Raw genomic sequence first — 23,129 nt, forward strand, 5'->3', positions numbered from 1 at the left:
TCTACGACGGGGGAGGAGGAACCGAGTCCCGCGCGTCGGCCGGTCCGGCACCGGCTCCCTGAACGCTTCGGGAACCGGTGTCGGACCGTAGAAGGGCTTCCTGTTCGCCGGGTGCTGGGGCTACCGGCTCGCGTGGTTGAACGAGAAGTGGTCCAGGTTGCCGAATCCGGGCTGTCCGCCGGGGGCGACGAGGTAGACCTTGTGCTGACCGCTGGTGGGAACGATCGACGTGGACTGGACGGAGAGGGTGTCGAAACCGCCGGTGCCCGCGACGTGCAGCACACCGATCCGCGGCCCCGTGACGGAGTCGAGGTGGATCTCGATGCCCTTGTTGGCGTAGGCGTCCTCCACGCCGACGAACGCGGTGAACAGGTCCGCGTCGGTGCCGAAGTCGACGTGGTCGTAGCCGACCCAGTCCCCGCCGTCGAAGCTGCCGACGACGGTGCCCGTGCCGGCGGCGTGGGTGCTGACGCCGCTGCTGGAGGAGTAGGACTCGGCCTCGGTCTGCGGACCGGTCCGGGTGGCGCCGCCGACCCACTTCGGTGCGCCGTACTGGTAGGCGCCGAGGCTCGGGTGCGGGTCGGTGGAGCCGTCCGTCGCCGGTGGGTGGACCAGTCCCGCGTTGCGGGCGGGGGAGTCGGCCGTGAGCGTGAAGTCGTTCGCGGCCGGGTCGGTGAACCGCGCGGCACTGACGGGGGTGAAGTTGTGGGAGTTCGTGATCCCCGGATCGTTCCCGGTGACACCGATGTTGTTGACGATCTCGGTGTCGGAGTAGGTGCCGCCGAAGGTGCTGGCCACGTTGGTGTCGGTGCCGGAGGTGTTGTTGTAGATCCGGTTGCCCGAGGTGCTCTGTCCGTTGGGGTTGATCAGCACGGCCCCGTAAGTGGTGCGGTTCCAGGCGACGTTGTTGTACACGGTCGCGTTATAGGTGCTGTTGTCGAGATAGACGCCCGGTGCCGGCGCGGTGTGCGCGAACGGGGACGGGTCGTGGAGCTGGTTGTGATGGATCACCGTGGTCGCGAGGTTCACCGAGCAGCAGACGTAGATGGCGCCGCCGTCGACGACCAGGTTGTCGTAGTCGGAGATGTCGTTGTAGGCGATGGTGTGGCCCGCGGAGGTGAAGCCGGCGACCTTGTTGTCGATGTTGATGCCGCTGCGGCCCGAGCTCTGGATCGTGTTGTGGACGATGCGCTGGTCCGAGCCGAGGACGTTGATGCCCGCCGCGTAACTGCCCAGTGTGTCGACGTGCAGGATCGTGGTGTTCTCCACGGTGTTGCCGGTGCCGGACATGACCACGCCGTTGCCGGTGCTGCCGTCGACCAGGCTGTTGCGGAGTACGTTGCCGCGGCCCTTGAGCAGGATGCCGGACGTCGTCTCGCCGGCGGTCAGGACGGCGCAACTGTCGGGCGCGGTGACCATGGCGGGGTCGGGGTTCAGCGCCGCGTCGGAGGAGATGTCGTGGGCGACGATGCCGTCGAGGACGACTCCGGTGGAGGCGGCGGACGTCTGGGCGGTGGCGCCGCGGATCCCCAGGCCCTCGACGGTTATGTGCGAGCGGCCGCCGAGGTCGATGGCGGCGGCCCGTTGCTTCGCCGCCACGGAACCGTCGGACGGCTTCGAACCGTCGGGTGAGTACAGGTACAGCATGTGCGCGGAGGCCTGGTAGAACCACTGGCCGGGGTGCGTGAGGAGTTCGAGTTTGCCCTTGAGCGAGTAGTTGGTGCTCTGGTTCGGGCTCAGCCCCACACAGGTGGGCAGCCCCGCCGCGGTGATGGTGCCGACCTGTGAGTCGGTGACGGTACCCGTCTCGCTGACGAACCAGTTGTGCGCCGTCAGCTGTGCTCCCTTCCAGAAGCCTGCGGGCTGCGTGAGGGCGGTGTCGGAGAGGCTGTCGGTGGTGCCGGACTGCGCGGAGGCGAGCGTCGGCACGCTGACGTCGTCTCCGGGGTAGGGCCACTGGGCTTCGATCTGCGCCGCGCCCTTCCAGAACACCTGGTTGCCCGTCAGGTGGGGGTTGATCGTGAGGTGCGCCTGATAGACCTCGCCGGTCGCGACTGCGGTCGCGAAGCCGGAGCCGGCCATGAAGGGGTCGTCGCGTTCGAGGGCGTCCAAGTCCTTGCCGGAGACGGACCGCCATCCGGTCACCGGGTCGGCGCCGTCGACGACGACCCGCGCGCCCGGAGCCGCCGTGTAGGTGATCGGGGCCGTGGCGGTCCCGCTCCGCGCCGGGGTGATCGTCTCGTGGTAGGTGCCGGAGCCGATGACACAGCGGTCACCCGGGGACATCACGGCGGAACAGCGGTGGATCGTCCTGAAGGGTGACCGGGCGGTACCCGCGTGCCGGTCCGAGCCGCTGGGGGAGACGTGGAAGGTGTGCGGCCGTGGCGAGGCCTGCGCGCTGGTGGCGAGGGCGCCCGAGCCGAGGGAGAGGAAGACCGCGGCCACCGTGAGGGCGGCGGCGCGGGATCTGGAGCGGTTGGACATCGAACTCCAATCGGTTATCGATAGTCGCGAAAATAGAGTCCGCCCCGGGTCTCGTCAATCGTTTCGTCCGCCCCCAGGTCGCTGCCACGCCTGGAGGCTGCTCGATGACGCGAGGAGCGGCGCCCGTCCGGCTGCTGGTCAGGCGCTCTGTGCCGGTCTCTGGAGAGGCGTCGGATCTCGAACGGCCAATGTGAGCGGCTGGCGGAGGCGCGTGCCTTCCGGTGAGGCACCTGGGCTCGGGCGCATGAGCCCGACGCGCTCGAGCCCACCCGCTGCGGGCCTGGGCTCGGTGGCCGGGCCGCGGCCGGCTCGGACGCGAAAGGGCCCCGCCGGATCTCTCCGGCGGGGCCCTTTCGTGGTGGGACGGGGTCAGTGGCCCGGGGTCATCCCGTCGTCCCCTCGCGCGTGGGCGGCGAACTTGCCTCCCGCCCGGTCCGGATCAGCCGACTTCAGAGCCTCCAGCAGTTCGGCGTGATCCTCGGCCATGGCGGTCCAACTCCCGGTGAACAGCGGGTCGGAGACGACGCGCAGGGCCCGGAGGTTCGGCTCCATCACCCCCCACAGCTTGGGGAGGAAAGGGTTTCCGCTGATCTCGCAGACCGTGCGGTGGAAGGTGATGTCGGCATCGCGGAAACCTCCCACGTCACCCTGGAGCGCGGCCCGCCGCATGGCCTCCACCTGGACCTCCAGCGCCTCGAAGGGCGTGTTCGAGGACTGCGCGGCCACGGTGCGGGCGGCCAGTTCCTCGATCGCCACGCGCACGGCGCGGGCGTGGTGGGCGTCCTCCTGCGACACCACCGCCACGAAGCTGCCCCGGCGCGGGATGTGGTCGGCGAGGCCTTCGTGCACCAGGCGCCGCACCGCCTCACGCACCGGTGCCTGGCTGACGTTGAACTGGCGGGCGATCTCGGACTCGACCAGCCGGGCGCCGGGTGCCAGCGCGCCTTCGATGATCAGGCCCCGCACCCGCGCGTACACCTGGTCGGACAGCAGGACCCGGGTCAGCGGCTCCCCGATGGCGTCTGGCATCAAGCCTCCTTGGTTTATACCACTTCGCATCTTATCGATAGTCGCCTCGATGTGGTGACAAACCCTTGACACAGAGGCAACGGTGACCGTCAGATATCTTATCGATAGACGAGAATCGAATTGAGGTCATCATGGGACACCGCAGATTCGTCAGCGCCGCCGTGGGGGCGGTCCCCGCCGACCGGCCAAGACCGGTGAGCACGCGCCGGGCCGCGGTCGCCGTCACCGCCGGCCTCACCGCGTCCGTCCTCGTCCTGGCCGGATGCTCATCCTCATCCTCGTCCGCGGGGTCGGGCGGCGGCACGACGGGCGACATCCGCATGCTGGCCAACATCACCCCGGTGCTGACCAAGTCGTACTACCAGGGACTGGTCGCCCCGTTCGTCAAGAGCCACCCGGGCGTCAAGATCACCATCGAGTCGCCCTCCGGCAAGGACGTCCAGTCCACGCTGCAGCAGGAACTCGTCTCGGGAGCGGCCCCGGACATCGTCGCGAGCACCCTCGACCCCGTGGTCGCCCAGCAGATGACCGCCTTCCCGGACGAGTCCTGGGTGAGCTCGACCCCGCTCTCCGACTCCACCAAGGTGGACGGCAAGACCTGGCAGGTCGCCACCGGCCTGCAGAACCAATCACTCGTCTACTACAACGAGACCGCCTTCGAGAAGGCCGGCATCACCACGGCACCGAAGTCGCTGGCGGAGTTCACGGCCGCCCTCGGCAAGCTGAAGAGCGCCGGATACACCCCGCTGCAGACGGCGGGGGAGTGGGTCACCGGCGCGCAGTTCGCGATGATGGCCAACCCGGCCCTGCTCGGCGACGACCCGCAGTGGTACGCCCAGCGCAACGACAAGAAGACCACGTTCGCGAAGAGCGCGTACCACACCTATCTCCAGGCCTACGCGGGCTGGATCGCGAGCGGAGCGGTCCCCAAGAACTCGCTGGGCGAGAAGTACCAGGCCTCGATCGACAACTTCCTCGCCGGCAAGTCGGGCATGTACATCATGGGCAACTGGCTCAACGCCAGCGTCAATTCGGCGAAGAACCTGCCGTTCAAGGTGGGCGTGTTCCCGACCCCGACGCCGGACGGATCCCCGCCGAAGCAGATGAGCGGCCAGGCCCAGCCGTACTCGATCCTCAAGTCCTCCAAGCACCAGACCCTCGCCCTCGCGCTGGTCAAGTACCTCGTGACGGACAAGGGCGCGGTCACGACGTCGCTCAAGTCGGAGGGCAACTTCCGGTCCGGGTACAGCTATCCGGGAACCGCGCTCGACGAGGCCGTCGGAAAGATCGTCGACACCGCGCCCGGCACGGTGGGCGGCACCTCGGGCCCCGGAGTGAACGCGGGGTTCGGCAACGAGCTGAACACCGTCGTCCAGTCCCTGTACACGGGACAGTCCGCCGATCAGGCAGCCGCCAAGCTCGACTCCTGGTGGAACGACAATGCAGGCCAGTAGCACCGAAACCGCTCCGGCCGCTCCGGTGGCGGTCGCTCCCCGGCCGCCCTCGCACTCCGGCCGGTCGCGCGCGAAGCGCCGGGAGTCCGCCGTCGACATCGTGATGATGGCTCCGCCGCTGCTCCTGGTGGTCGGCCTCGTCGTCGTCCCGATCGGGATCGCGGTGTACCTCAGCTTCACCGACTGGAACGGTTTCACCACACCGCCGCATCCGGTCGGGTTCCGCAACTACGTCCGTCTCACCGAGGACTCCGCCGTCCGGCACGCGGCCTTCGTGACGCTGCTCATCACCCTCGTCGGCACCGTCGTGTGCAACGTGCTGGGGCTGGGGGTCGCGCTGCTGCTCAGCCGCAACAGCCGGCTCAACGCGATCCTGCGCGTGCTCGTCTTCTACCCCTACGTCGTGGGTCCGGTCATCCTGGGCTTCCTGTGGTCGTCGATCCTTGGCACCGACGGCGCCGTCAACGCGGTGGTCGGGGCCAAGCACTCGCTGCCGTTCCTGTCCGACCCGACCTGGGCCGTCGCGACGGTGATCTGCGTGATCGTGTGGTCCAGCTTCGGCGTGAACGTGGTCCTGTACCTGGCCGGTCTGCAGACCGTGCCGGACAGCGTCATCGAGGCCGCGAAGATCGATGGCGCCTCCCCGTGGCAGACCTTCTGGCGCGTGAAGCTCCCCATGCTCGCGCCCACCGTGACCGTGAACGTGGTTCTCGTCGTTATCGGCCTCCTCCGTGTCTACGAGCTGATCCTCGCTCTGACCGCCGGAGGCCCCGCAGGAGAGACGCAGAGTTTTGTGTACAACATCCTCACGTCGTCGTTCGACAACACCCAACTCGGCTACGGAGCCGCCCAGTCGGTCGTGCTGATGATCGTCATCATCGTGGTGACCGTCGGGATCACCTCGGCCCGCCGGCGCAGCGAGCAGGCGGTGTCCGCATGACGGCCCGCCGCGTGGGACGCGCCGTGGCCGTGCTCGTCCTCGTGCTCGTCATGGTCGGCCCGCTCTACCTGATGCTGACCAACGCGTTCAAGTCGCAGCACGACATCCTGACGAAGCCCTTCGGCTGGCCCGCGAGCGGCTTCTCGCTGACGTATCTCCACCGAGCGCTGACCTCACCGGACTTCAACGTGGTGTCCGCCTACGGTGTGACACTGCTGTTCGTCGTGGCGGTCAACGCGCTGAACCTGGTGGTCGTGGGCCCCGCGTCGTACGCCATCGCGCGCGGGACGCGGGCCTACCACCGGGTCGTCATGCTCGTGCTGCTGGCCGGTCTGTTCATCCCGGGCCAGACCCTCGTCATTCCGGTGATCTACGTGCTCAAGGCGCTGGGACTGATCGGCACGATCCCGGGCTTCCTGCTGTTCGAGACCACCCTCACCGTGCCCACCACGGTCTTCCTGTTCGTCGCGTTCGTACAGACGGTCCCGCGTGAGCTGGACGAGGCCGCGCGGATCGACGGCGCGAGCCGCTACGGCACCTTCTGGCGGGTGATCTTTCCGCTGATGCGTCCCGTCGTCGCGACCGCGATGGTCCTCAACTCGGTCGGGGTGTGGACCGACTTCGTCAATCCGCAGTTCATCCTCGGCCCTCAGTCCGGGGTCTACACCGTCACGACCGGCGTCTACGCCGCGATCAGCCGCCTCTCCACGGACTACACGGTCGTGTATCCCAACATGCTGCTCGCCACCGCTCCGGTGATCGTGTTCTACGTCTTCATGCAGCGGCGCATCATCGGCGGCCTGACCGCGGGCGCGATCAAGGGATAGGGGCGATGGACGATCCACAGGATGACCTGACACGCGTCGAGGCGACGGTCCCGGTGCGCGAGACCCCGCTGTGGGCGGTGCTGGAACGGCGGCTGTTCGCCCTGCTCGACTCGGCGTGGCGCGAGTTCGGGGCGACCTACTGCGGTCCGGACGGACGCCTGACCTACGGCGGTCGGATGCACCACCGGGACGGCGTCGACGACTTCTACGAGCCCTTCTTCAACTGGCCGGTGCTGTACCGGCTCGGCGGCGCGGACGACCTTCTCGCGTCGGCCAAGAAGCACTGGGCCGGAGTGACGGCGCAGCTGACGGAGTTCGGCTTCGTCCACGACGAGTACGAGGTCGGCTACGACTGGTTCCACCAGGGTGAGTCGCTGAACTTCTTCTACGCCCTTTGCGCGGCCGACCCGGACGACGCCGCCTTCCGGGAGCGGGCCCTGCGGTTCGCGCGTCTCTACACGGACCCGGCCAGGGGCAACTACGACCCGGCCGCGCGGATCATCGTCGCCCCGCACACCGGATCGGGTGGTCCGCGGCCGGGGCTCGGGACCGAGTGGACCGAGTACAGCGCGCACCAGGCCGTCATGAAGCCGTACGGCCTGCCGCTCGACGACCTTCCCGGGATCACCGGCTGGGACGACCTGTACGCGGAGGAGAACGCCCGTCGTATGGGCGACGCCATGCAGGAGCGCCTCGGCAGGGGCGACACCGCGATCAACCTCGCGGCCACCTCACTGGTGACCAACGCCTGGCTCTACGACCACGACCCGGAGTTCGCGGACTGGGTCGTCGAGTACGTCGGCGCGTGGCGTGAGCGCGCGGCGGCGAACGGCGGCCTGATCCCGGACAACGTGGGCCCGTCAGGAGTCGTCGGCGAACTGCACGACGGGCACTGGTACGGCGGCCACTACGGCTGGGCATGGCCGCACGGACTGCATTCGGTCGAGGCCGCCGCCATGATCGCCGCCGTCAACGAGACCCTCGTGACGGGCGGCACCGCAGGACTGGACCTCGCACGGGTGCCCCTCGACACCGTCATCGCGCGGGGCGTGGTGCGCACCGATGCGGCGACCGCGGGAAGCATGGGCTGGGGCTGGGCGCAGAAGATGGACGTCGCGCCCGATGTGCCGGTCCGGCTCGTGCCCTACCGGCACGACTTGAACGGCTGGTTCGACCTCCACCCCGTCCCTCTCGTCTACCCGGTCTGGCTGTGGTGGCTGACCTCGGAGCCGGCCGACCGCGAGCGGCTGGAATCGCTGGAGCAGGACGCCGGCTTCGACTGGCGCGACACCAAGTGGTTCCAGGACAAGGAGGAGCAGGGGCACGAGGCACCGTGGGTGTCGTTCCTCCTCGGCCGCAACCCCGGATATCCCGAGGCGGCCCTCGAACTCGCGCTGGGCCAGGTGGCGCGACGGCTGGCCCTGATGCGGGCGACTCCGTACGGGCCGCCGGACGACGACATCCACTGGTGGCAGCGGCTCAACCCGGTCGTCACCGAAGTGCTCACCCAGCTGACCACCGGCGCGCCGCCCGCCCTCTACAACGGAGGGCTCGCGCTGGCCCGTGTCACGTTCGGTGACGCGCTGCGCGGCCGCCCGGGCCTTCCCGACGGCGTGGCCGCGCTGGTGCGCGAAGCCGATGCCGACGGCGTACGCCTGGAGTTGGTCAACCTCGACCCCGACTCCCGGCGGGAGGTCGTCGTCCAGGCCGGCGCCTTCGGCGAGGACCGCATCGACCGGGTGGTCTTCGACGCAGCCCGAGACGCCTGCGTCGGCGACTCACGCGGCTATCTCATCCCCGACCCGGAAACACGGCAGGTGAGCACCCCCGTCGGATCGTCCCGGCTCGTGGTCGCGCTCCGCCCGCTGCATCGCGTCACGCTACGGCTGGAGGTCACCCGGCGCGCCCAGACCCCCGCCCACACCAGCTTCACCCGCATCACACCCCGGAGAGAATCCTGATGGACACCGAGAACTCGCCGTCGGCAGTGTGGCCGCTGCCCGTTCGGGGCGAGCCCTTCCAGCGCGCCGACGCCGACCACATCCGCCGCATGGACGCGATAAGCGCCGCGACCGCGTGCGCGAAACTGCACTCCATGGGCGTCACTCGCACCGCCGTCCAGGGACCGACACCGCTGGAGACCGGAAGCCGCGTCGTCGGATCGGCCCTCACCCTGCAGTTCATGCCCCAGCGCGAGGACGTCGCGAGCGGCCTGGGCCAGGAGTACGTCGAGCGCGACACGGCGCTCTGGGCGGTCCTGGAGACCGTTCAGCCCGGCGACGTGCTCGTCGTCCAGGCCTGGGGCAGCGCCTTCACCGGCTGCTTCGGCGACATGCTCGTGCGCTACTTCAAGCGGCGCGGCGGCGCCGGGATCGTCGTCGACGGCCGGATCCGGGATGCCGCCCGGGTCCGTCAGCTCGGCGTACCGATCTGGTGCACCGGCACCACCCCGCACTACGCGTCTCAGACCGACCTCTTCCCCTGGGCCTACGACGTGCCCGTCGCGGCGGGCGGTGTGCTCTGCCTGCCCGGTGACGTGGTCGTCGCCGACGACGACGGTGCCGTGATCGTGCCGTCCGGCAAGGCGCTGGAACTCATCCAGGACGCCGAGGACCACGAGGACTGGGAGTCGTTCAGCCGCATGCGCCTGGAACAGGGCGCCCGACTCTCCGACTACTACCCGCTCAGCCCCAACAGCCGCGCCGAGTACGAACTGTGGCGCGACAACCGATCGAAGGCACCCTCCCCGTGACCGAAGCGATCATGGAACGGGAACTCGACCTCGCGGACGCCCCCGGGGTACCGCTGGACCACTTCTGGAGCCGCGTCGTGGGCGCGGGCCGGGCCAACGAGGGACTCCGGGCGCACTGGCAGAGCCAGTTGACGCAGGCGCACCGGCTCGGCGGCTTCGACTACGTCCGCTTCCACGGTCTGTTCCACGGGGACATGTTCGTCTACCGCGAGGTCGACGGTGAGGTGGCGCCCTCCTTCCACTACGTCGACCTGCTGTTCGACGCGATCCTCGCCGCCGGGATGCGGCCGTTCGTCGAGTTCGGCTTCTCCCCGCCGGAACTCGCCCGCGAGACCGGAACGGTCTTCTGGTGGGGCGCCAACGGGTCGCCGCCCACGGACAACGAGAAGTGGGCGGCGCTCGTACGCGCCACGGTCGAGCACTGGGTCGCGCGGTACGGGATCGACGAGGTGCGCGCGTGGTACTTCGAGGTGTGGAACGAACCGAACCTCGGCCCGTTCTTCCGCGGCACCCGCAGCGAGTACTTCGAGCTGTACCGGGTGACGGTCCTGGCGGTGAAGGCGGTCGACCCCGCACTGCGGGTCGGCGGCCCGGCGACGAGCAACTTCGTGCCGGACGCCCGCTTCGACGGCGAGGTCGAGGACATCGCACAGCACGAGACCGTGCTGACCGCCCCCGACCTGGACGCCCTCGACTGGCGACCGGTGTGGCTGGAGGAGTTCCTGCGGTTCTGCGCCGACAACAGGCTCCCCGTCGACTTCGTCTCGTGCCATCCGTATCCGACCGACTGGGCGCTGGACGGGCACGGCAACGGCCGCAAGCTCACCCGTGGCGTCGAGGCCACGCCGACCGACCTGCGCCGGGTGCGTGAGATCGTCGACGCCGGTCCCTTTCCGCGGGCCGAGATCCATCTCACCGAGTGGAGTTCCAGCTCCAGTTCGCGGGACTTCACCCACGACTACCCCCAGGCCGCCGCGTTCGTGGTCCGCACGGTGCTCGCGTCGATCGGCCTGGTCGACAGCCTTGCCTACTGGACCTTCACGGACGTCTTCGAGGAGGAGGGAGCCGGCCGCGACCCGTTCCACGGCGGATTCGGCATGCTCAACCAGGACGGCATCCCCAAGCCGGCCATGCACGCCTACCGCATGCTGAACGCGCTGGGCGACCACCTCGTCCACCGCGACGAGGGCCTCGTGGTCACCCGTCGCGGCACCGACGTGACGGCTCTGGCCGTCCACTATCCGGAGGAGGTCGCCCTGTCGGTCCCCGCGTCGTTCGGCACCCGGGATGTCGCCGACCGCACGCTGGCGACGGGGCAGCCGAAGAGGCTGAGCCTGCGCATCGCCGGACTGGTCGCCGGTGAGCGCTACGCCCTTGAGGTGGTCGACGACCGACATGGCTGGGCGATGACGGAATGGACCAGGCAGGGCCGCGACGGCAATCCGTCCATGGCCGACCTCGAAGCGATCCGCGCTGGCGCCGGGCAGGGCGCGACCACCTGGCACACCGTCTCCGATGACGGCGTACTCGCAGTCGACGCGGAGTTGCGGCCCTGGGCGATCGCGCTGCTGAACAGGGCCCGCTAGACGGTCGGTCAGACGCGTACGTCCGCCACGCCCGCAGCGGATCGAAGGGAAGGTCCGCAGTGGTCCTTGGGCGCTGCGGACCGCCCCGGGCCGTGAACGGCCGTCGCCGTCAACGACGGCCGTTCATCCCGTACCAGCGCGCCGCCGTTCCCCCGTGAACCTGGGCCTGTTCGGACGGGCTGAGCCGCGCGGTCAACGACGCGGCGACGGCGACCGTCCGGTCGTAGGAGGCGGCGAGCAGGCAGACCGGCCAGTCGGAGCCGAACATCACCCGTTCCGGACCCAGCCGGTCCAGAAGAACGTCCGCGTACGCCGCGAGAAAGGGCGTGTGGGGTGCGGGGGAACGGGTGACCAGTCCGGAGAGCTTGACAGCCACATTGGGGCGACGGCCCAGTCGGCCCATGAGAGCAGCCCATGGGGCCAGGGCGTCCGGCGCGATCTCGGGATTACCCGCGTGGTCGAGTACGAAGGACACCTCGGGCAGGTCCTCCACGACCTTCACCGCCATGGCCAACTGGCCCGGGCGGACCAGCAGTTCGTAGACGAGGCCGGCCGCGCCGACTGCCTTCAGGCCCCGGCGTACCTCGTCGCGGTGCAGCCACTGGAGATCCGGCTCGTCCTGAACCGCGTGGCGGATGCCCGCCAGAGCCGCGCCCCCCGGACCTTCCCGCAGCCGGTCCAGCGCCTCACCGATCGCCGGATGGGTCACGTCCGTCCACCCGACGACGGCACGCACGTGCTCGTCCCGAGCCGCCAAGGCGAGCAGGTCGGTGGTCTCCTCGGCGACAGCTGACGTCTGCACCACCACGGTGGCGCCGATGCCGGCTTTCCGTAGGTGTGGACGCAGGTCGGCCATGCCGAAGCTGCGGTTCAGGACGGGGATGTCCCGGGTCCAGGGCAGATCCCGGACAGCCAGGTCCCACACGTGGTGATGGGCGTCGATGCGCCATGACGTGTCCGGCTGCGGTCCCATCGGTTCAGCCCTTCGGGCGCAGGCGCAGGCCGGCCATGCCTCCGTCGACCGCGAGCGCGGTCCCGGTGACGGAACCGGCCGCAGGCGAGGCGAGGTAGCAGATGGCCTCGGCCACCTCCTCGGGGGCGACCAGGCGTCCGAGGGGTTGCCGTGCCGCCAGGGCGGCGTGCTCGCCCTCGGGGTCGTCGGACCCGTTCAACAACCGCTCCACCCAAGGGGTGTTCACCGTCCCGGGGTTCACGGCGTTCACGCGGATGCCGTCCGCCACAAGGTCGGCGGCCATGGCCAGGGTAAGGGCCAGGACGGCACCCTTGGTGGCCGAGTACAGGGCACGGTCGGGGAGACCCGCGGTCGCCGCGATGGAGGCGACGTTCACGATGGCCGCGCACGAGGAGGCACGCAGACTCGGCAGGACCGACCGTGTCACCCGGACGTGCCCCACGACGTTGATGTCCAGGACGCGATGCCACTCCGCGTCCGGGTTGTCCTCCACCCCTCCCTGGGCACCGACTCCCGCGTTGTTGACCAGGATGTCCAACCCGCCGAGTGCCTCCAACGCCGCCTGCGCGGCCGCCGTGACGGAGGGCGTGTCGCCTATGTCTCCCCGTACGAAGAAGAGTTCGTCGCCGGGCGGTGCCTGCAGATCCAGGACTGCCACCTGCGCGCCCTGGAGCGCCAGTTGGCGTGCCGTGGCCAGCCCGATGCCGGAGGCGCCTCCGGTGACCAGGGCTCTTGTTCCAGCGAACGCACCCATGTCACAACCGTCCCGACATGTTCCGGGGGCGGACGACGGGACAGGTTCTCGGCTGCACGGCAACTCCTGCGCAAGAGGGTGGACTTGAGGGCGATGAGGAAGGGATCAGGACGGAGGCGCGGCTGTCACGGCACAGGTGACGCGGCGTCGATGAGTCCGGCCTCCCGCAACTCGCTCCACAGGGCGGACGGCAGCCGCATTTGGGCCAGGGCCACGTTGTCCGCGACCTCGTCGGGATGGGCCGCGCCGATGAGGACCGTACGCACGGCGGGATGCGCGGCAGGGAACTGGAGCGCGGTGGCACGCAGCGGGACCTCGTGGCGGGTGCAGATCTCCTTCAGCCGAAGTGCCCTGGCGAGGATCTCGTCGGGTACGGGCCGGTAGTTGTACGGCGCTCCGGGCCGCGGATCGGCCAGCAGACCGGAGTTGAACACACCGGCCGCGATCACCTCGATGCCCCGTTCGAGGCAGAGAGGCAGCAGGGCGGATCGCGCTCCCTGCTCCAGCAGGGTGTAGCGGCCCGCGATGAGCACGCGGTCCAGATCCGTGCGGCGGACCAGATCCGCCAGGAGCCCGTCACTGTTCATGCCGGCCCCGATGGTGCCGATCACCCCCTCGTCGCGCAGACGCTCCAGGACGGGCATGGTCTCGGCGACGGCCTGGTCCAAGTGGTCGTCGGGATCGTGCACATGGACGATGTCGAACCGGTCCGTGCCGAGGCGCCGCATGCTGCCTTCCAGGCTGCGGAGCACGCCGTCCGCGCTGAACGCCGGCTCAGGCGGACGGTTTTCGGTGACGCTCCATCCCACCTTGGTCGCGAGCTGGTAGGAGTTCGGGTCGAGCGACGCGAGGGCCTGCCCCAGGCGCTGCTCGGACAGGCCGTTGCCGTATTTCGGTGCGGTGTCCAGCAGTGTGGAACCCAGCGCGAGCGCGGTGTGCACGGTGGCCGCCGCGACCTCGGGGTTGACCGCCGCGTAGAGGTCGCCGATGGGCGCACAGCCGAGTCCCAGGTCCGGGAGCGGGAGTCCGCGGCCACGGACCGAGCCGTCCGCGACGCGTCTGTTCCTCATGTCGTCCTCTCAACGCACTCGATAAAGTTCTATCGATAGACGATGGGAATGCCTAGCCCCCTCCCACGTCAAGAGCCGTCTCAAAAAAGAGTCGATCACCGACAAGAAGCCGGGCCGTGGTGGGGGAGTGGGGCGGGACGAACGGTCGGGGCAGGGCGCCCGCCCTGCGTGCTTCTCAGCTCTCCCGCGTGTCCGCCCGGTTCCAGCGGCGGAGCTTGTCCGGGTTGAGAACCGCCCAGATCTGTATGACGTGGTCGCCCGCGACGTCCAGGCTGATGACGGCTGCGACCTCGTCGCCGTAGCGCACCACTATTCCGGTGCGGGAGTTGACGGACTGGCAGTGCAGTGTGGTGTGGGGGTGGCCGGCCAGAAGGGTGAGCAGACTGCGGGTGACGCGTGGTGCGCCGTGGACGGGCCGGGTCAGCGTCCTGACCTTGCCGCCTCCGTCGAAGAACACCGTGGCGTCCGGTGCCAGAAGTGCCGTCAGGAGTGCGGGGTTCTCCGCCGCACAGGCCTCGTGGACGGCTCGGACCACCCAGTCGTGCTGCTGTCGCGTGGTGGGGCGTGCCCGTCTGGTCCGCAGGCTGTGTCGGGCCCTGGCGGCGAGTTCGCCGCACTCCCGTTCCGTCTGGCCGACGATGTCGGCGACCGTCCCGGGAGCCATCCGGAACACGTCGTTGAGGACGAACGCGGCACGCTCGGCCGGTGACAGGGAGTCGAGTGCCTGGAGAAGGGCCTGGCTCACCTCGCCCTCCAGGTCCCGGGGCGGGGCCGTGCCGTCCTGGCCGGGACGCGCCCGCCCGGACGGCGCCAGGCGGTCCAGGCAGATACCGCCGACGGCCCTCACCAGCCAGGAGCGGGGGTCGGTGAGCCGAGCCCTGTGACCGCTCGACAAGCCGTACCAGCACCGGTAGGCCTCCGCCACGACGCCGTCCGCGTCCTGGCTCCGGCCCAGCATCCAATAGGCGACGTCGAGGAGGTGGCGCCGTTCGTCGAGCAGCTCCGCGATCGGCATCCCGTCGTCGTCCGGCTCCTGGTCCATATGGCATCACCCCTTCCCACAGCACCCGACGCGGCGGTGCCACCTCTGCTCACGCCAGTGACCGCCGTGGCCCCCGAAGGAGGGATGCCCTCCTTCGGGCGGCGGTTCGTCAGCAACTCACTGGTGACCGGACAGAGGCCGATCATGTGACACGGTTTCCCGGACAGGCCCCGGTACAGGCCGGGCGCTCCGGCAGCCGCGCCCGAGTCGGCGCCGACAACAACGGCGGTCGGCGCGGGGCGACCCCGTTTCGTGCGCGACGAGACGCTGCGGCTAGCGGGCCGTGCCCTCCGCCCAGTGCGCTTCCAGGGCGGCGGCCACCTCCGCGGGCCGCTCCAGTACGGTCCAGTGGTTGCTGTCGAGGGCGACGACGCGGGTGGCGCGCAGCGCTTCGCCGAGTTCGTGGCCGAACTCGATCGGGCAGGCCGGATCGCGCGCACCCCAGAACACCAGGGAGGGTGCGGTCACCTTCGACAGGGCCGGTTCCCACTCCGCCCCCATGGTCACGGCCGACCGGTACAGCCGCAGGACGCTGTCCTTCATCGTGTCGTCGACGTGGCGGATCATCTCCTCCACCGGCTCAACGGGCGCGTCGAAGCCGTCGACCAGGTCCTTCGCGAAGGACGCGGGGTCCAGTGCGGCCATGAACCGTTCCCCTTCGACCGGGTCCTGCCAGAGCTTCGCCAGCGGATGCCAGACGTAGCGGGAGCTGATCGGTCCGTTGCCACCGGCCCAGGTGCGCACCAGGTCGGGGCGGACGGAGGCGACGCGCGCGGTGAGGATGCAGCCCCAGTCGTGACCGACCAGGTCCACCGGCTCGCCGACACGCTCAAGGCGTTCGACGAGCCAGTCGACGTACTCCTGCTTGTCGGCGTCGAATCCTGCGGGCCGGGGAGTGCCGAACCCGGGCAGGTCCCAGGCCTCGACGTCCGAGCGGGTCAGCCGGCGGCGTACGCCGTCCCACACGCGATGGGTGTCGGGAACGCCGTGTATCAGGATGGCAGGCATGGTCGGTAATCCCTCTCGGTAGGGCCGCGGCCGGAATCCGGGAAGACGACCCGGCCGACAGTGCGCCGGCACGACGAGCATCAGGTGCCGAAGCGGCTATGCACAACATAGTGGCACACCGTGTTACGTGTGATCGAGGTGCAGCCCCGGGAGCGTCGGCGAGAGGGTACGGCACGCCCTTCGGGTTCGTCCCGAGCAGTCCGGTGCCCGCCGTTCCGTCACACATGAGGCGCCGGATCTGTCAGCTGGGCATGTACTCCCTTTCGTCCCGTTCGCCCGCGCACCCGCCGGGCATCTCGTCCCGAGACGCGTACGCGGTCAGTGCCGAGTTCTACGACGTCCTGCAAGGCGAGGCCGATGCGGCGCAGGTCCGGGAGCTCTACGGAACGGCGGTCGGAAGCGCACGTCTCGGTGTGCTGGACATCGGTGCGGGCACCGGCCGTGTCACGCTGCTGGGCCTCGCCGAGTCCGAGGTGGGGGTGCACGCCGTCGAACCCGCGCGTTCCATGCGCTCCGCGCTGATGACCCGCCTCGCCTCCCTGCCGGCCGACGTGCGGGGGCGGGTCACCGTGCACCCCTGCTCGCTCGACGAGGCACGGTTGCGCGGTGTCGCGGACGTCGCCGTCTGTCACAACACCCTGGCGTGCCTCGACCCCTCCTCGCGACGCAGGCTCTACCCCGCGGTCGCCGAAGCACTCAGCCCAGGCGGCCTCCTCCTGCTGCACCTTCCTCCCGCGTACCTTCCGCGGACGCCCACCGTCCGCCCGCTGCCTCCCCAGAGACTCGGCCGGCACGAGTACGGCGGGCACATGGTGCTGTCGGCCGAGGCGGGCCGTATCCGCACCCGCTTCGACTACTGGGTGCGCGACGGGACCGATGTCGTGCGCGAGCACACCGAGACCTTCTGGATGTGGCCGGCTTCCCGGGACGACGTGGCCGAGGAACTGGCCGACCACGGATTCACCCCGGTACCCGAAGCGGGCGCCCCCGCGGTGCTGACCGTACGACGTGAGTGACAGCGGCCCGATCCACACCTCGACGCACCGGCCGGGGAGCGGGCTCTCGGCCGTGCAATCGGTGTCACACGAGACCGTCCTTCCCTGTCTCTCCTCCTGCGGACCTCGCTGGGCCCTTCTCGGCCGCGGTCCGCCTCATCATCCGCAGAGATACGGCGATGGTTCACAACGACCTCATCGTCGTGGTCAGCAACCGCAAGGACCCCCACATGTCGACCGACGCCTCGTACACGGCTCTGACCGGCGTCTACACCATCGACCCGGCGCACAGCACCATCGGCTTCTCCGTCCGGCACGCCATGATCACGAACGTGCGCGGACGGTTCGGCGCGTTCGAGGGGCTGGTCAAGCTGGACGGGTACCAGCCGACCCGTTCCGAGGCCTACCTGAGTGTCCAGACCGGCAGTCTCGACACCGGGAACCTCGACAGGGACACCCACCTCACGGGGCCGGACTTCTTCGACGCCGCCACGTATCCACTGATGGCGTTCCGTTCCGTGAGCGTCGCAGCCTGCGGTGACGGTCAGTTCCGTATGACCGGCCTGCTGAGGATCAAGGACGTCGAACTCCCTCTCCCCATCGACCTCGCCTTCGGCGGGTCCGCGCGTGACGAGCAGGGGCGCCACCGTGTCGGCTTCTCCGGCACGGCCACCGTGCGCCGCTCCGACTGGGGCCTCGGCTGGAACACGCCCCTCGAGACCGGCGGTGTCCTCGTCAGCGACAGGGCGAAGCTCAGTCTCGACGTCTCCGCCGTCCGCCTGTCCCGCGCGGACGTCTCATGACCGGCGCCCGCCCCAGCGCGCCGAACGCCCGGCACGGCCCCCGCCGGTGCCGATTCCGGTGACACAGATCGGCCCGCACCCGCGGCCGAACCGTACCCACGAAACCCAGGTGAGACCCCATGAATCAGCAAGACCCTTCCGACCAGGCGCGCTTCCGCCCGATCACCACGGTGGAGGACCTGCGCGAGCACCTGCAGTGGGCCATCGAGCTGGAACACGCCACGCTGCCGCCCTACCTCACGGCCCTGTATTCGCTCGACCCCGAGCGGAACGCCCAGGCCGTCGAGGTGATCAGCAGCGTGTTCGTCGAGGAGATGATCCACCTCGCACTCGCGGCGAACCTGCTGAACGCCGTCGGCGGGCAGCCTCGCGTCGACACCCCGCGGATACTGGCGCCGCACCCGCGGACCATGCCGCACGCCGATCCCTCCATCCAGTTGTCCCTGCTGCCGTTCGGGCAGGAGGCGCTCACGATGTTCCTGCGCCTGGAACAACCGGCCCACCCGGGAGATCCGGCCGAGGGCGACGGCTATCAGACCATCGGTCAGTTCTACGACGCGGTCGAGCGGGGACTGCGTCGTCTCTGCAGCGAGCTCGGCGAGGAGCAGGTCTTCACCGGTGACCCCGCCCGGCAGGTGGCCGCCGGCCCCTTCGGCCACACCGGCGGGCAGTTGAGCCCGGTCACCGACCTCGAATCGGCGCTCGCCGCACTCGAGGAGATCGTCGAGCAGGGCGAGGGCGCCGCACGCGTCGACGTGTGGGACGGGGACGTGGACATGTTCCACGCGCAGACCAAGGCGGTCTCGCACTACTACCGGTTCCAGGAGCTGGCGGAGGGCCGGCGGTACCAGCCGGGCGACACCCCGGAGACCGGCCCCACCGGCGAGACGCTCACCGTCGACCCCGCCGGGGTGCGCCCGATGCGGCCCAACCCGCGGCTTGAGGACCATCCGGAGGGCAGCGCGATCCGCACGGCGCAGGAAGCGTTCAACGTCGCGTACGGCAAACTGCTCCAGCTCCTGGAGCAGGCGTTCAACGGCAGTCCCGCGATGCTGGGGGTGTCGGTGGGCACGATGTACGCGCTCAAGGGACAGGCGCAGAGCCTGATGGCGATGCCCGACGGCGAGGGCACGACCGCGGGACCGACCTTCGACTACGTCGCCCCCGAAGACCGTCCCTGATCCATATATGTCTCGGCCCCCTGGACGCGGTAGCTGTCCAGGGGGCCGAGACATGTGCCGATCAAGGGGCTGGGACGCCGCTTGTTTCAGGTGCTTGGCGGACGCGTCGTCACCCGTGATGCCGACTGGTGATCTCGTCGTACTCCTGCGCGGTGGCCTTGGGGATCTGGGTCCCCTTGCCGTAGAAGCCACGGCTGAGGAGCGCGCGGAACTGTTGTGTTCTGCCGGCTCGGGTCGTTCGGCCGTTTCCGTCGGGCGTACCCGCATCGAGGGGCCGATACTGCTCGTGTGCCGTGAGGACGTGGAGTTCGCGCGCGTCGAGAGGCTGGTGCACCTCCACGTACTCGCCGTGCGGGAGGCGCTTGATGACACCGGTCTCGCGGCCGTGCAGGACCTTGTCACGGTCGCGGCGTTGCAGGCCCAGGGCCACGCGCTTCGTGACGACGAAGAGGACGACCGGTACGACGAACAGGGCGATGCGAACCGTCCAGGTGACCGCGTTGACCGACAGGTGGAAGGTCACGGCGATGACGTCGTTCGCGGCTCCGAGCAGCGCCACCGCGTAGACGCCGATCCATGCCACACCGAACGCGGTGCGCACGGGCCGGTTGCGTGGCCGCTCCAGCAGGTGGTGGTCGCGGTCGTCGTCGGTGACCCAGGCCTCCAGGAACGGATAGGCGCCCATGACGAGGAAGAAGCCGAGGCCGGCCGCGAGGGGGATCAGGTTGTCCAGGGCCAGGGTGTGGCCCCAGAAGGTCAGCTCCCAGCCGGGCATGACGCGCAGCATCCCGTCGGCGATCCCCATGTACCAGTCGGGCTGTGAGCCCGCGGAGACCTGATCGGCGCGGTACGGGCCGTACTCCCAGATGGGGTTGATCTGGGCGATCGAGGCGATGGCGCACACGACTCCGGCGACCAGGCTGAAATAGCCGACCGCCTTGACGGCGTACACCCGCGCCGGCAGGCCGACCACGTTCCTGTCCGTCCGGCCGGGGCCCGGGTGCTGGGTGTGCCCGTGGCGGCGCACCAGGAGGATGTGGGCGGCGACCAGCGCCAGCATCAGCGCCGGAATGATCAGGATGTGGATCACGGCGAAGCGCGGCACGAGATCATGGCCGGGGAACTCACCGCCGAACAGGAACATCGACAGGTAGGTGCCCACGATCGGCACCGACAGAAGCGTCCCGTTGACCACGGAGAGCCCTGTTCCCGACAGGAGGTCACCGGGCAGGTCGTAGCCGGTCAGGCCGCCGAACATGGCGAGGACGAGCAGGGCGAAGCCCAGGACCCAGTTCAGCTCGCGCGGCTTGCGGAACGCGCCGGTGAAGAACACGCGCATCATGTGGGTGAGCACGGCCGCGACGAAGATCAGTGCCGCCCAGTGATGGGCCTGGCGGATCAGCAGGCCGCCGCGTACGTCGAAGGAGATGTGCATCGTCGAGTCGAAGGCCTCGGACACCAACTGGCCGCGCAGCGGGGAGTAACTGCCGTCGTAGACGACCTGGTTCGTCGACGGGTGGAAGTAGAAGGTCAGATACACGCCGGTGACGAGGAGTACGACGAAGCTGGAGAGACAGATCTCGCCCAGCAGGAACGACCAGTGGTCCGGACGCGCCTTGGGTCCACCGCTCCCGGTGCCGCGGCGGAGACCCATCCGGGTCCTCGCCCACTCGGCGATCCTCTCCCCGCTGCGGTCTTCCGCTGTCGGCACCGACTCGATTGCATCGCTCATGTCATTACCACCATCAACACGTCACCAGGAGCGCCTTGCGGCCGGGTCCGCGCAGCGAACGTGTGCGCGGTCAGGAGCTGCGGCCGGGCATCGGTTCGTTGCCTTGCCCTCATCAGAGAGGACCGACAAGGTGGTGAAGGTGTGACATGGCATCGTGTGGCAGAATCGCGTCGTGGTGTCCTGGTCAGGACGCCTTCGCCCCGATCGGATCGGTTTTCCGCCGGGCCGAGCGTCGTCGCGTCGCTCGGCGTTCGCTGTCCGTCGTACCGCCCCAGACACCCTCGACCTGACCGACGTCGAGAGCCCACTCAAGACACCGTTCCCTGACGGGACACCGGGCGCACACGGCCTTGGCCTCGCCGACCTGGACCAGTGTCAGGCCCCCGGTGCCGATGGGGAAGAACAGGTCGGGATCGACATCCCTGCAAGCCGCACTCTCGCGCCAGCTCATGGCAGCGCCTCCTTGCTCGTAGTCGTCCTTCATGGATCTGACCGTGGGGAGCGGGCTCCTGTGACGCACGCGGACGCCTGCGAACCAACTCAGCCGGACCGCGGGGAGAACAGTGTGAAATGCAGTGTGACAACAGACACAATGTCTTGAGTCGGAACCGGGGCCACCGCACCATCTGTGAACTGTGAACACCGCACAGGGCCCGCTGCCCCTTCCCAGCCCAGCCGTCGATCCGGGCGATCCCCTCTCCCCGGGCACCCACACCCTCGTCGTCCGGCACGGCACGGCCGACGTCGACCAGCGCTACCACGTCGCCGGATCCGGCCCGGTGTGCGTGACCCACTCCGGGGGGCCGGGCATCGGCTGGGAGTACCTCCGCATGCCCGAGCTGGAGCGGAGCATGACCGTCGTCTACATCGAGCCGGTCGGCACGGGCGCGTCCGGCCGACTCGCCGACCCGAGCGACTACACCCTCGCCGCGTACACGCATTTCCTGCACGCGGTGATCGAGCATCTGGGCCTCGCCGAGGTGGCCCTGCTGGGCCATTCGCACGGCGGATTCGTCGCCCAGCGGTACGCGCTCGACCACCCCGGGCGCCTGGCGGCCCTGGTCCTGTACGACACCTCACCCGTGACGGGCGAGGAGTTCTGGGCTGCCGCCGTGGCCCGTATGGAGGGCTTCGTCCGGCGTCATGCGGACGAACAGCCCGAGGTGGCGACGTACGTCGCCGATCTCACCACACGTCCCGACCGGTCCGACGACGCCGGCGCCACGGCGGTGCTGCGCGCCATCGCGCCCGCCTACTTCCACGACTACTGGGGCCGGGAGAAGGAGTTCGCGGCAGGGCGGGCGGCCATGCGGATGTACGCGGCACCGGCCTGGGGAGAGGAGCCGCCGTTCGACGTGCGCGGGGAACTGCCCCGGCTCACCGTCCCGACACTGATCGTGGTCGGCGCGGACGACTTCATCTGCGGGCCGCACTGGGCACACATGACGCACCAACTGCTGCCCGCCGCCCGGCTGGTGACCCTGGAGGAGGCCGGCCATCTCGGTCACATCGAGCATCCTGAACGGTTCGCCGAGGTCGTGCGCGCTTTCCTCACGAGCTGATCGACCGGGCTGTGCCGGGCCGTGTGTCTGTCGCCGCGTCGGAACCATGCGCGTCCTGGCGGGTGAGTACGCGCTCCAGTTGGCCGAGGTCGCCTGTTCGTGCGGCCGTGAAGATCGCCTGGACGAGGCGCCGGTGAGTGACCGCGTCCACGTGCTGCCGGTGTCGGCGGTTGGTGAGCCTGTCCTGTGCGCGGGAGACCTGCTGCCGCGCATTCGCCACCGACAGCTGCAGCAGGTCGCCGATCTGGTCGTAGGAGTAGCCGAACGCCTCGCGCAGTACGTACGCGGCACGCTGGTTGGGCGTCAGGGTCTGCAGCAGCAGCGCGACGGCGTGCTCCACGGCGTTCTGACGTTCCGCCAGCGCCTCCGGTGTCATGCCGGCGTCCGCCGGTTCCGGGAGCCACGGGGTGGCGCTGGACTCGCGGCGTCTGCGCGCCGACTGGAGCACGTTGATGGCCAGCCGCACGGTCGTCGTCCGGAGCAGGGCACCGGGGTTGACGACGACGCTGCGGTCCGTGCCCTGCCACCGCAGCCATGTCTCCTGGATGACGTCCTCGGCCTCGCCGGGGTCCCGGAGGATCCGGTTGGCGATCTTGAGAAGTCCCGGCCGGGCGCGGACGAACACGAAGGCCGCGTCGTGGAGTTCGGCGGCCGCGGTGGTGGCGGTGACCGCCGCGGTCTGCGGATTCTGGCGGTCTGCGATCACGGATGTGCCCACGATCGGCTCCTCTGCTTGCTCGGGATCCGCGGCCTCCCTGGCCGCTGATCCCAAGTTCGCTCCGGCAGGGCGACTGCCGCGCCCTTGGTGGACCGTGGGGGACCCCGTGGTCGAACCGTGGCCACCACGTGGCCCACGGCCCGCCACCCCCTGGCGCCCCGGTGCCGTGGCCGGAGGAGCGGCCCGTGCGAGGCGTGAGGAAGGAGCGCCCCGCGGAGC

Annotated in this window: 20 protein-coding genes; 10 read left to right on the forward strand and 10 right to left on the reverse strand. The window is 69.6% G+C overall.

Annotation, left to right across the window (positions count from 1 at the left end):
* Positions 1-120 precede the first annotated feature (120 nt).
* Complete coding sequence (locus OHT77_RS43740; RefSeq protein WP_328833942.1) at positions 121-2,484, reverse strand: carbohydrate-binding protein; 2,364 nt, start codon at positions 2,482-2,484, stop codon at positions 121-123.
* A 369-nt stretch (positions 2,485-2,853) separates the two neighbouring features.
* Positions 2,854-3,513, reverse strand: a complete 660-nt coding sequence (locus tag OHT77_RS43745) for a GntR family transcriptional regulator (RefSeq protein WP_328833943.1) — start codon at positions 3,511-3,513, stop codon at positions 2,854-2,856.
* A gap of 131 nt (positions 3,514-3,644) precedes the next feature.
* On the opposite strand from OHT77_RS43745, the gene OHT77_RS43750 reads away from it, so the two are divergent.
* The 6 genes from OHT77_RS43750 to OHT77_RS43775 are packed head-to-tail and all read left to right on the forward strand — an operon-like array spanning position 3,645 to position 11,072.
* The gene (locus OHT77_RS43750; protein ID WP_328833944.1) at positions 3,645-4,967 is read left to right on the forward strand and encodes an ABC transporter substrate-binding protein; all 1,323 of its coding nucleotides are present in this window, start codon (positions 3,645-3,647) and stop codon (positions 4,965-4,967) included.
* Positions 4,954-5,907: a carbohydrate ABC transporter permease gene (locus OHT77_RS43755; protein WP_328833945.1), complete on the forward strand. Its 954-nt coding sequence runs from the start codon at positions 4,954-4,956 to the stop codon at positions 5,905-5,907. The genes OHT77_RS43750 and OHT77_RS43755 overlap by 14 nt, the downstream gene beginning before the upstream one ends.
* Positions 5,904-6,734: a carbohydrate ABC transporter permease gene (locus OHT77_RS43760; RefSeq protein ID WP_266775629.1), complete on the forward strand. Its 831-nt coding sequence runs from the start codon at positions 5,904-5,906 to the stop codon at positions 6,732-6,734. Before OHT77_RS43755 ends, OHT77_RS43760 begins: the two co-directional genes overlap by 4 nt.
* Before the next feature lie 5 nt (positions 6,735-6,739).
* Positions 6,740-8,695, forward strand: coding sequence for a hypothetical protein (locus OHT77_RS43765; protein ID WP_328833946.1), 1,956 nt, complete (start codon positions 6,740-6,742; stop codon positions 8,693-8,695).
* The gene (locus tag OHT77_RS43770) at positions 8,695-9,486 is read left to right on the forward strand and encodes a ribonuclease activity regulator RraA (RefSeq protein WP_328833947.1); all 792 of its coding nucleotides are present in this window, start codon (positions 8,695-8,697) and stop codon (positions 9,484-9,486) included. Before OHT77_RS43765 ends, OHT77_RS43770 begins: the two co-directional genes overlap by 1 nt.
* Positions 9,483-11,072: a GH39 family glycosyl hydrolase gene (locus OHT77_RS43775; RefSeq protein WP_328833948.1), complete on the forward strand. Its 1,590-nt coding sequence runs from the start codon at positions 9,483-9,485 to the stop codon at positions 11,070-11,072. Before OHT77_RS43770 ends, OHT77_RS43775 begins: the two co-directional genes overlap by 4 nt.
* Positions 11,073-11,181: 109 nt before the next feature.
* Here the strand turns inward: OHT77_RS43775 and OHT77_RS43780 are convergent, their stop codons facing one another.
* The 5 genes from OHT77_RS43780 to OHT77_RS43800 form a co-directional block, all read right to left on the reverse strand.
* Complete coding sequence (locus OHT77_RS43780; RefSeq protein ID WP_328833949.1) at positions 11,182-12,045, reverse strand: amidohydrolase family protein; 864 nt, start codon at positions 12,043-12,045, stop codon at positions 11,182-11,184.
* 4 nt (positions 12,046-12,049) lie between these two features.
* Positions 12,050-12,799: an SDR family NAD(P)-dependent oxidoreductase gene (locus OHT77_RS43785; RefSeq protein WP_328833950.1), complete on the reverse strand. Its 750-nt coding sequence runs from the start codon at positions 12,797-12,799 to the stop codon at positions 12,050-12,052.
* Between the two features lie 125 nt (positions 12,800-12,924).
* Complete coding sequence (locus OHT77_RS43790) at positions 12,925-13,869, reverse strand: aldo/keto reductase (RefSeq protein ID WP_328833952.1); 945 nt, start codon at positions 13,867-13,869, stop codon at positions 12,925-12,927.
* Between the two features lie 175 nt (positions 13,870-14,044).
* The gene (locus tag OHT77_RS43795; RefSeq protein ID WP_328833953.1) at positions 14,045-14,911 is read right to left on the reverse strand and encodes an RNA polymerase subunit sigma; all 867 of its coding nucleotides are present in this window, start codon (positions 14,909-14,911) and stop codon (positions 14,045-14,047) included.
* Between the two features lie 273 nt (positions 14,912-15,184).
* Complete coding sequence (locus OHT77_RS43800) at positions 15,185-15,919, reverse strand: alpha/beta fold hydrolase (RefSeq protein WP_328833954.1); 735 nt, start codon at positions 15,917-15,919, stop codon at positions 15,185-15,187.
* Between the two features lie 251 nt (positions 15,920-16,170).
* Here OHT77_RS43800 and OHT77_RS43805 point away from each other — a divergent pair, with 251 nt between their 5' ends.
* The 3 genes from OHT77_RS43805 to OHT77_RS43815 all read left to right on the forward strand — a co-directional run bounded on the left by OHT77_RS43805 (position 16,171) and on the right by OHT77_RS43815 (position 18,898).
* A complete protein-coding gene (locus tag OHT77_RS43805) occupies positions 16,171-16,935 on the forward strand; it encodes a class I SAM-dependent methyltransferase (RefSeq protein WP_328833955.1) in 765 nt (254 codons plus the stop codon).
* Between the two features lie 209 nt (positions 16,936-17,144).
* On the forward strand, positions 17,145-17,717 hold the full coding sequence (locus tag OHT77_RS43810; RefSeq protein ID WP_420313544.1) for a YceI family protein: 573 nt from the start codon (positions 17,145-17,147) through the stop codon (positions 17,715-17,717).
* A 119-nt stretch (positions 17,718-17,836) separates the two neighbouring features.
* Positions 17,837-18,898, forward strand: a complete 1,062-nt coding sequence (locus OHT77_RS43815; RefSeq protein WP_328833957.1) for a ferritin-like domain-containing protein — start codon at positions 17,837-17,839, stop codon at positions 18,896-18,898.
* 109 nt (positions 18,899-19,007) lie between these two features.
* On the opposite strand, the gene qcrB is transcribed toward OHT77_RS43815, so the two are convergent.
* Complete coding sequence (gene qcrB / locus OHT77_RS43820) at positions 19,008-20,630, reverse strand: cytochrome bc1 complex cytochrome b subunit (protein ID WP_328833958.1); 1,623 nt, start codon at positions 20,628-20,630, stop codon at positions 19,008-19,010.
* Between the two features lie 184 nt (positions 20,631-20,814).
* Complete coding sequence (locus tag OHT77_RS43825; RefSeq protein WP_328833959.1) at positions 20,815-21,081, reverse strand: WhiB family transcriptional regulator; 267 nt, start codon at positions 21,079-21,081, stop codon at positions 20,815-20,817.
* A gap of 184 nt (positions 21,082-21,265) precedes the next feature.
* On the opposite strand from OHT77_RS43825, the gene OHT77_RS43830 reads away from it, so the two are divergent.
* Complete coding sequence (locus OHT77_RS43830; protein WP_328833960.1) at positions 21,266-22,192, forward strand: alpha/beta fold hydrolase; 927 nt, start codon at positions 21,266-21,268, stop codon at positions 22,190-22,192.
* On the opposite strand, the gene OHT77_RS43835 is transcribed toward OHT77_RS43830, so the two are convergent.
* Positions 22,182-22,910 carry a sigma-70 family RNA polymerase sigma factor gene (locus tag OHT77_RS43835; RefSeq protein WP_328833961.1) on the reverse strand — a complete coding sequence of 243 codons (729 nt, stop codon included), beginning with the start codon at positions 22,908-22,910 and terminating at the stop codon, positions 22,182-22,184. The genes OHT77_RS43830 and OHT77_RS43835 overlap by 11 nt on opposite strands.
* Positions 22,911-23,129: the final 219 nt, after the last annotated feature.

Source organism: Streptomyces sp. NBC_00252 (genome assembly GCF_036187565.1).
In the GTDB taxonomy this organism is placed as follows: Bacteria; Actinomycetota; Actinomycetes; order Streptomycetales; family Streptomycetaceae; genus Streptomyces.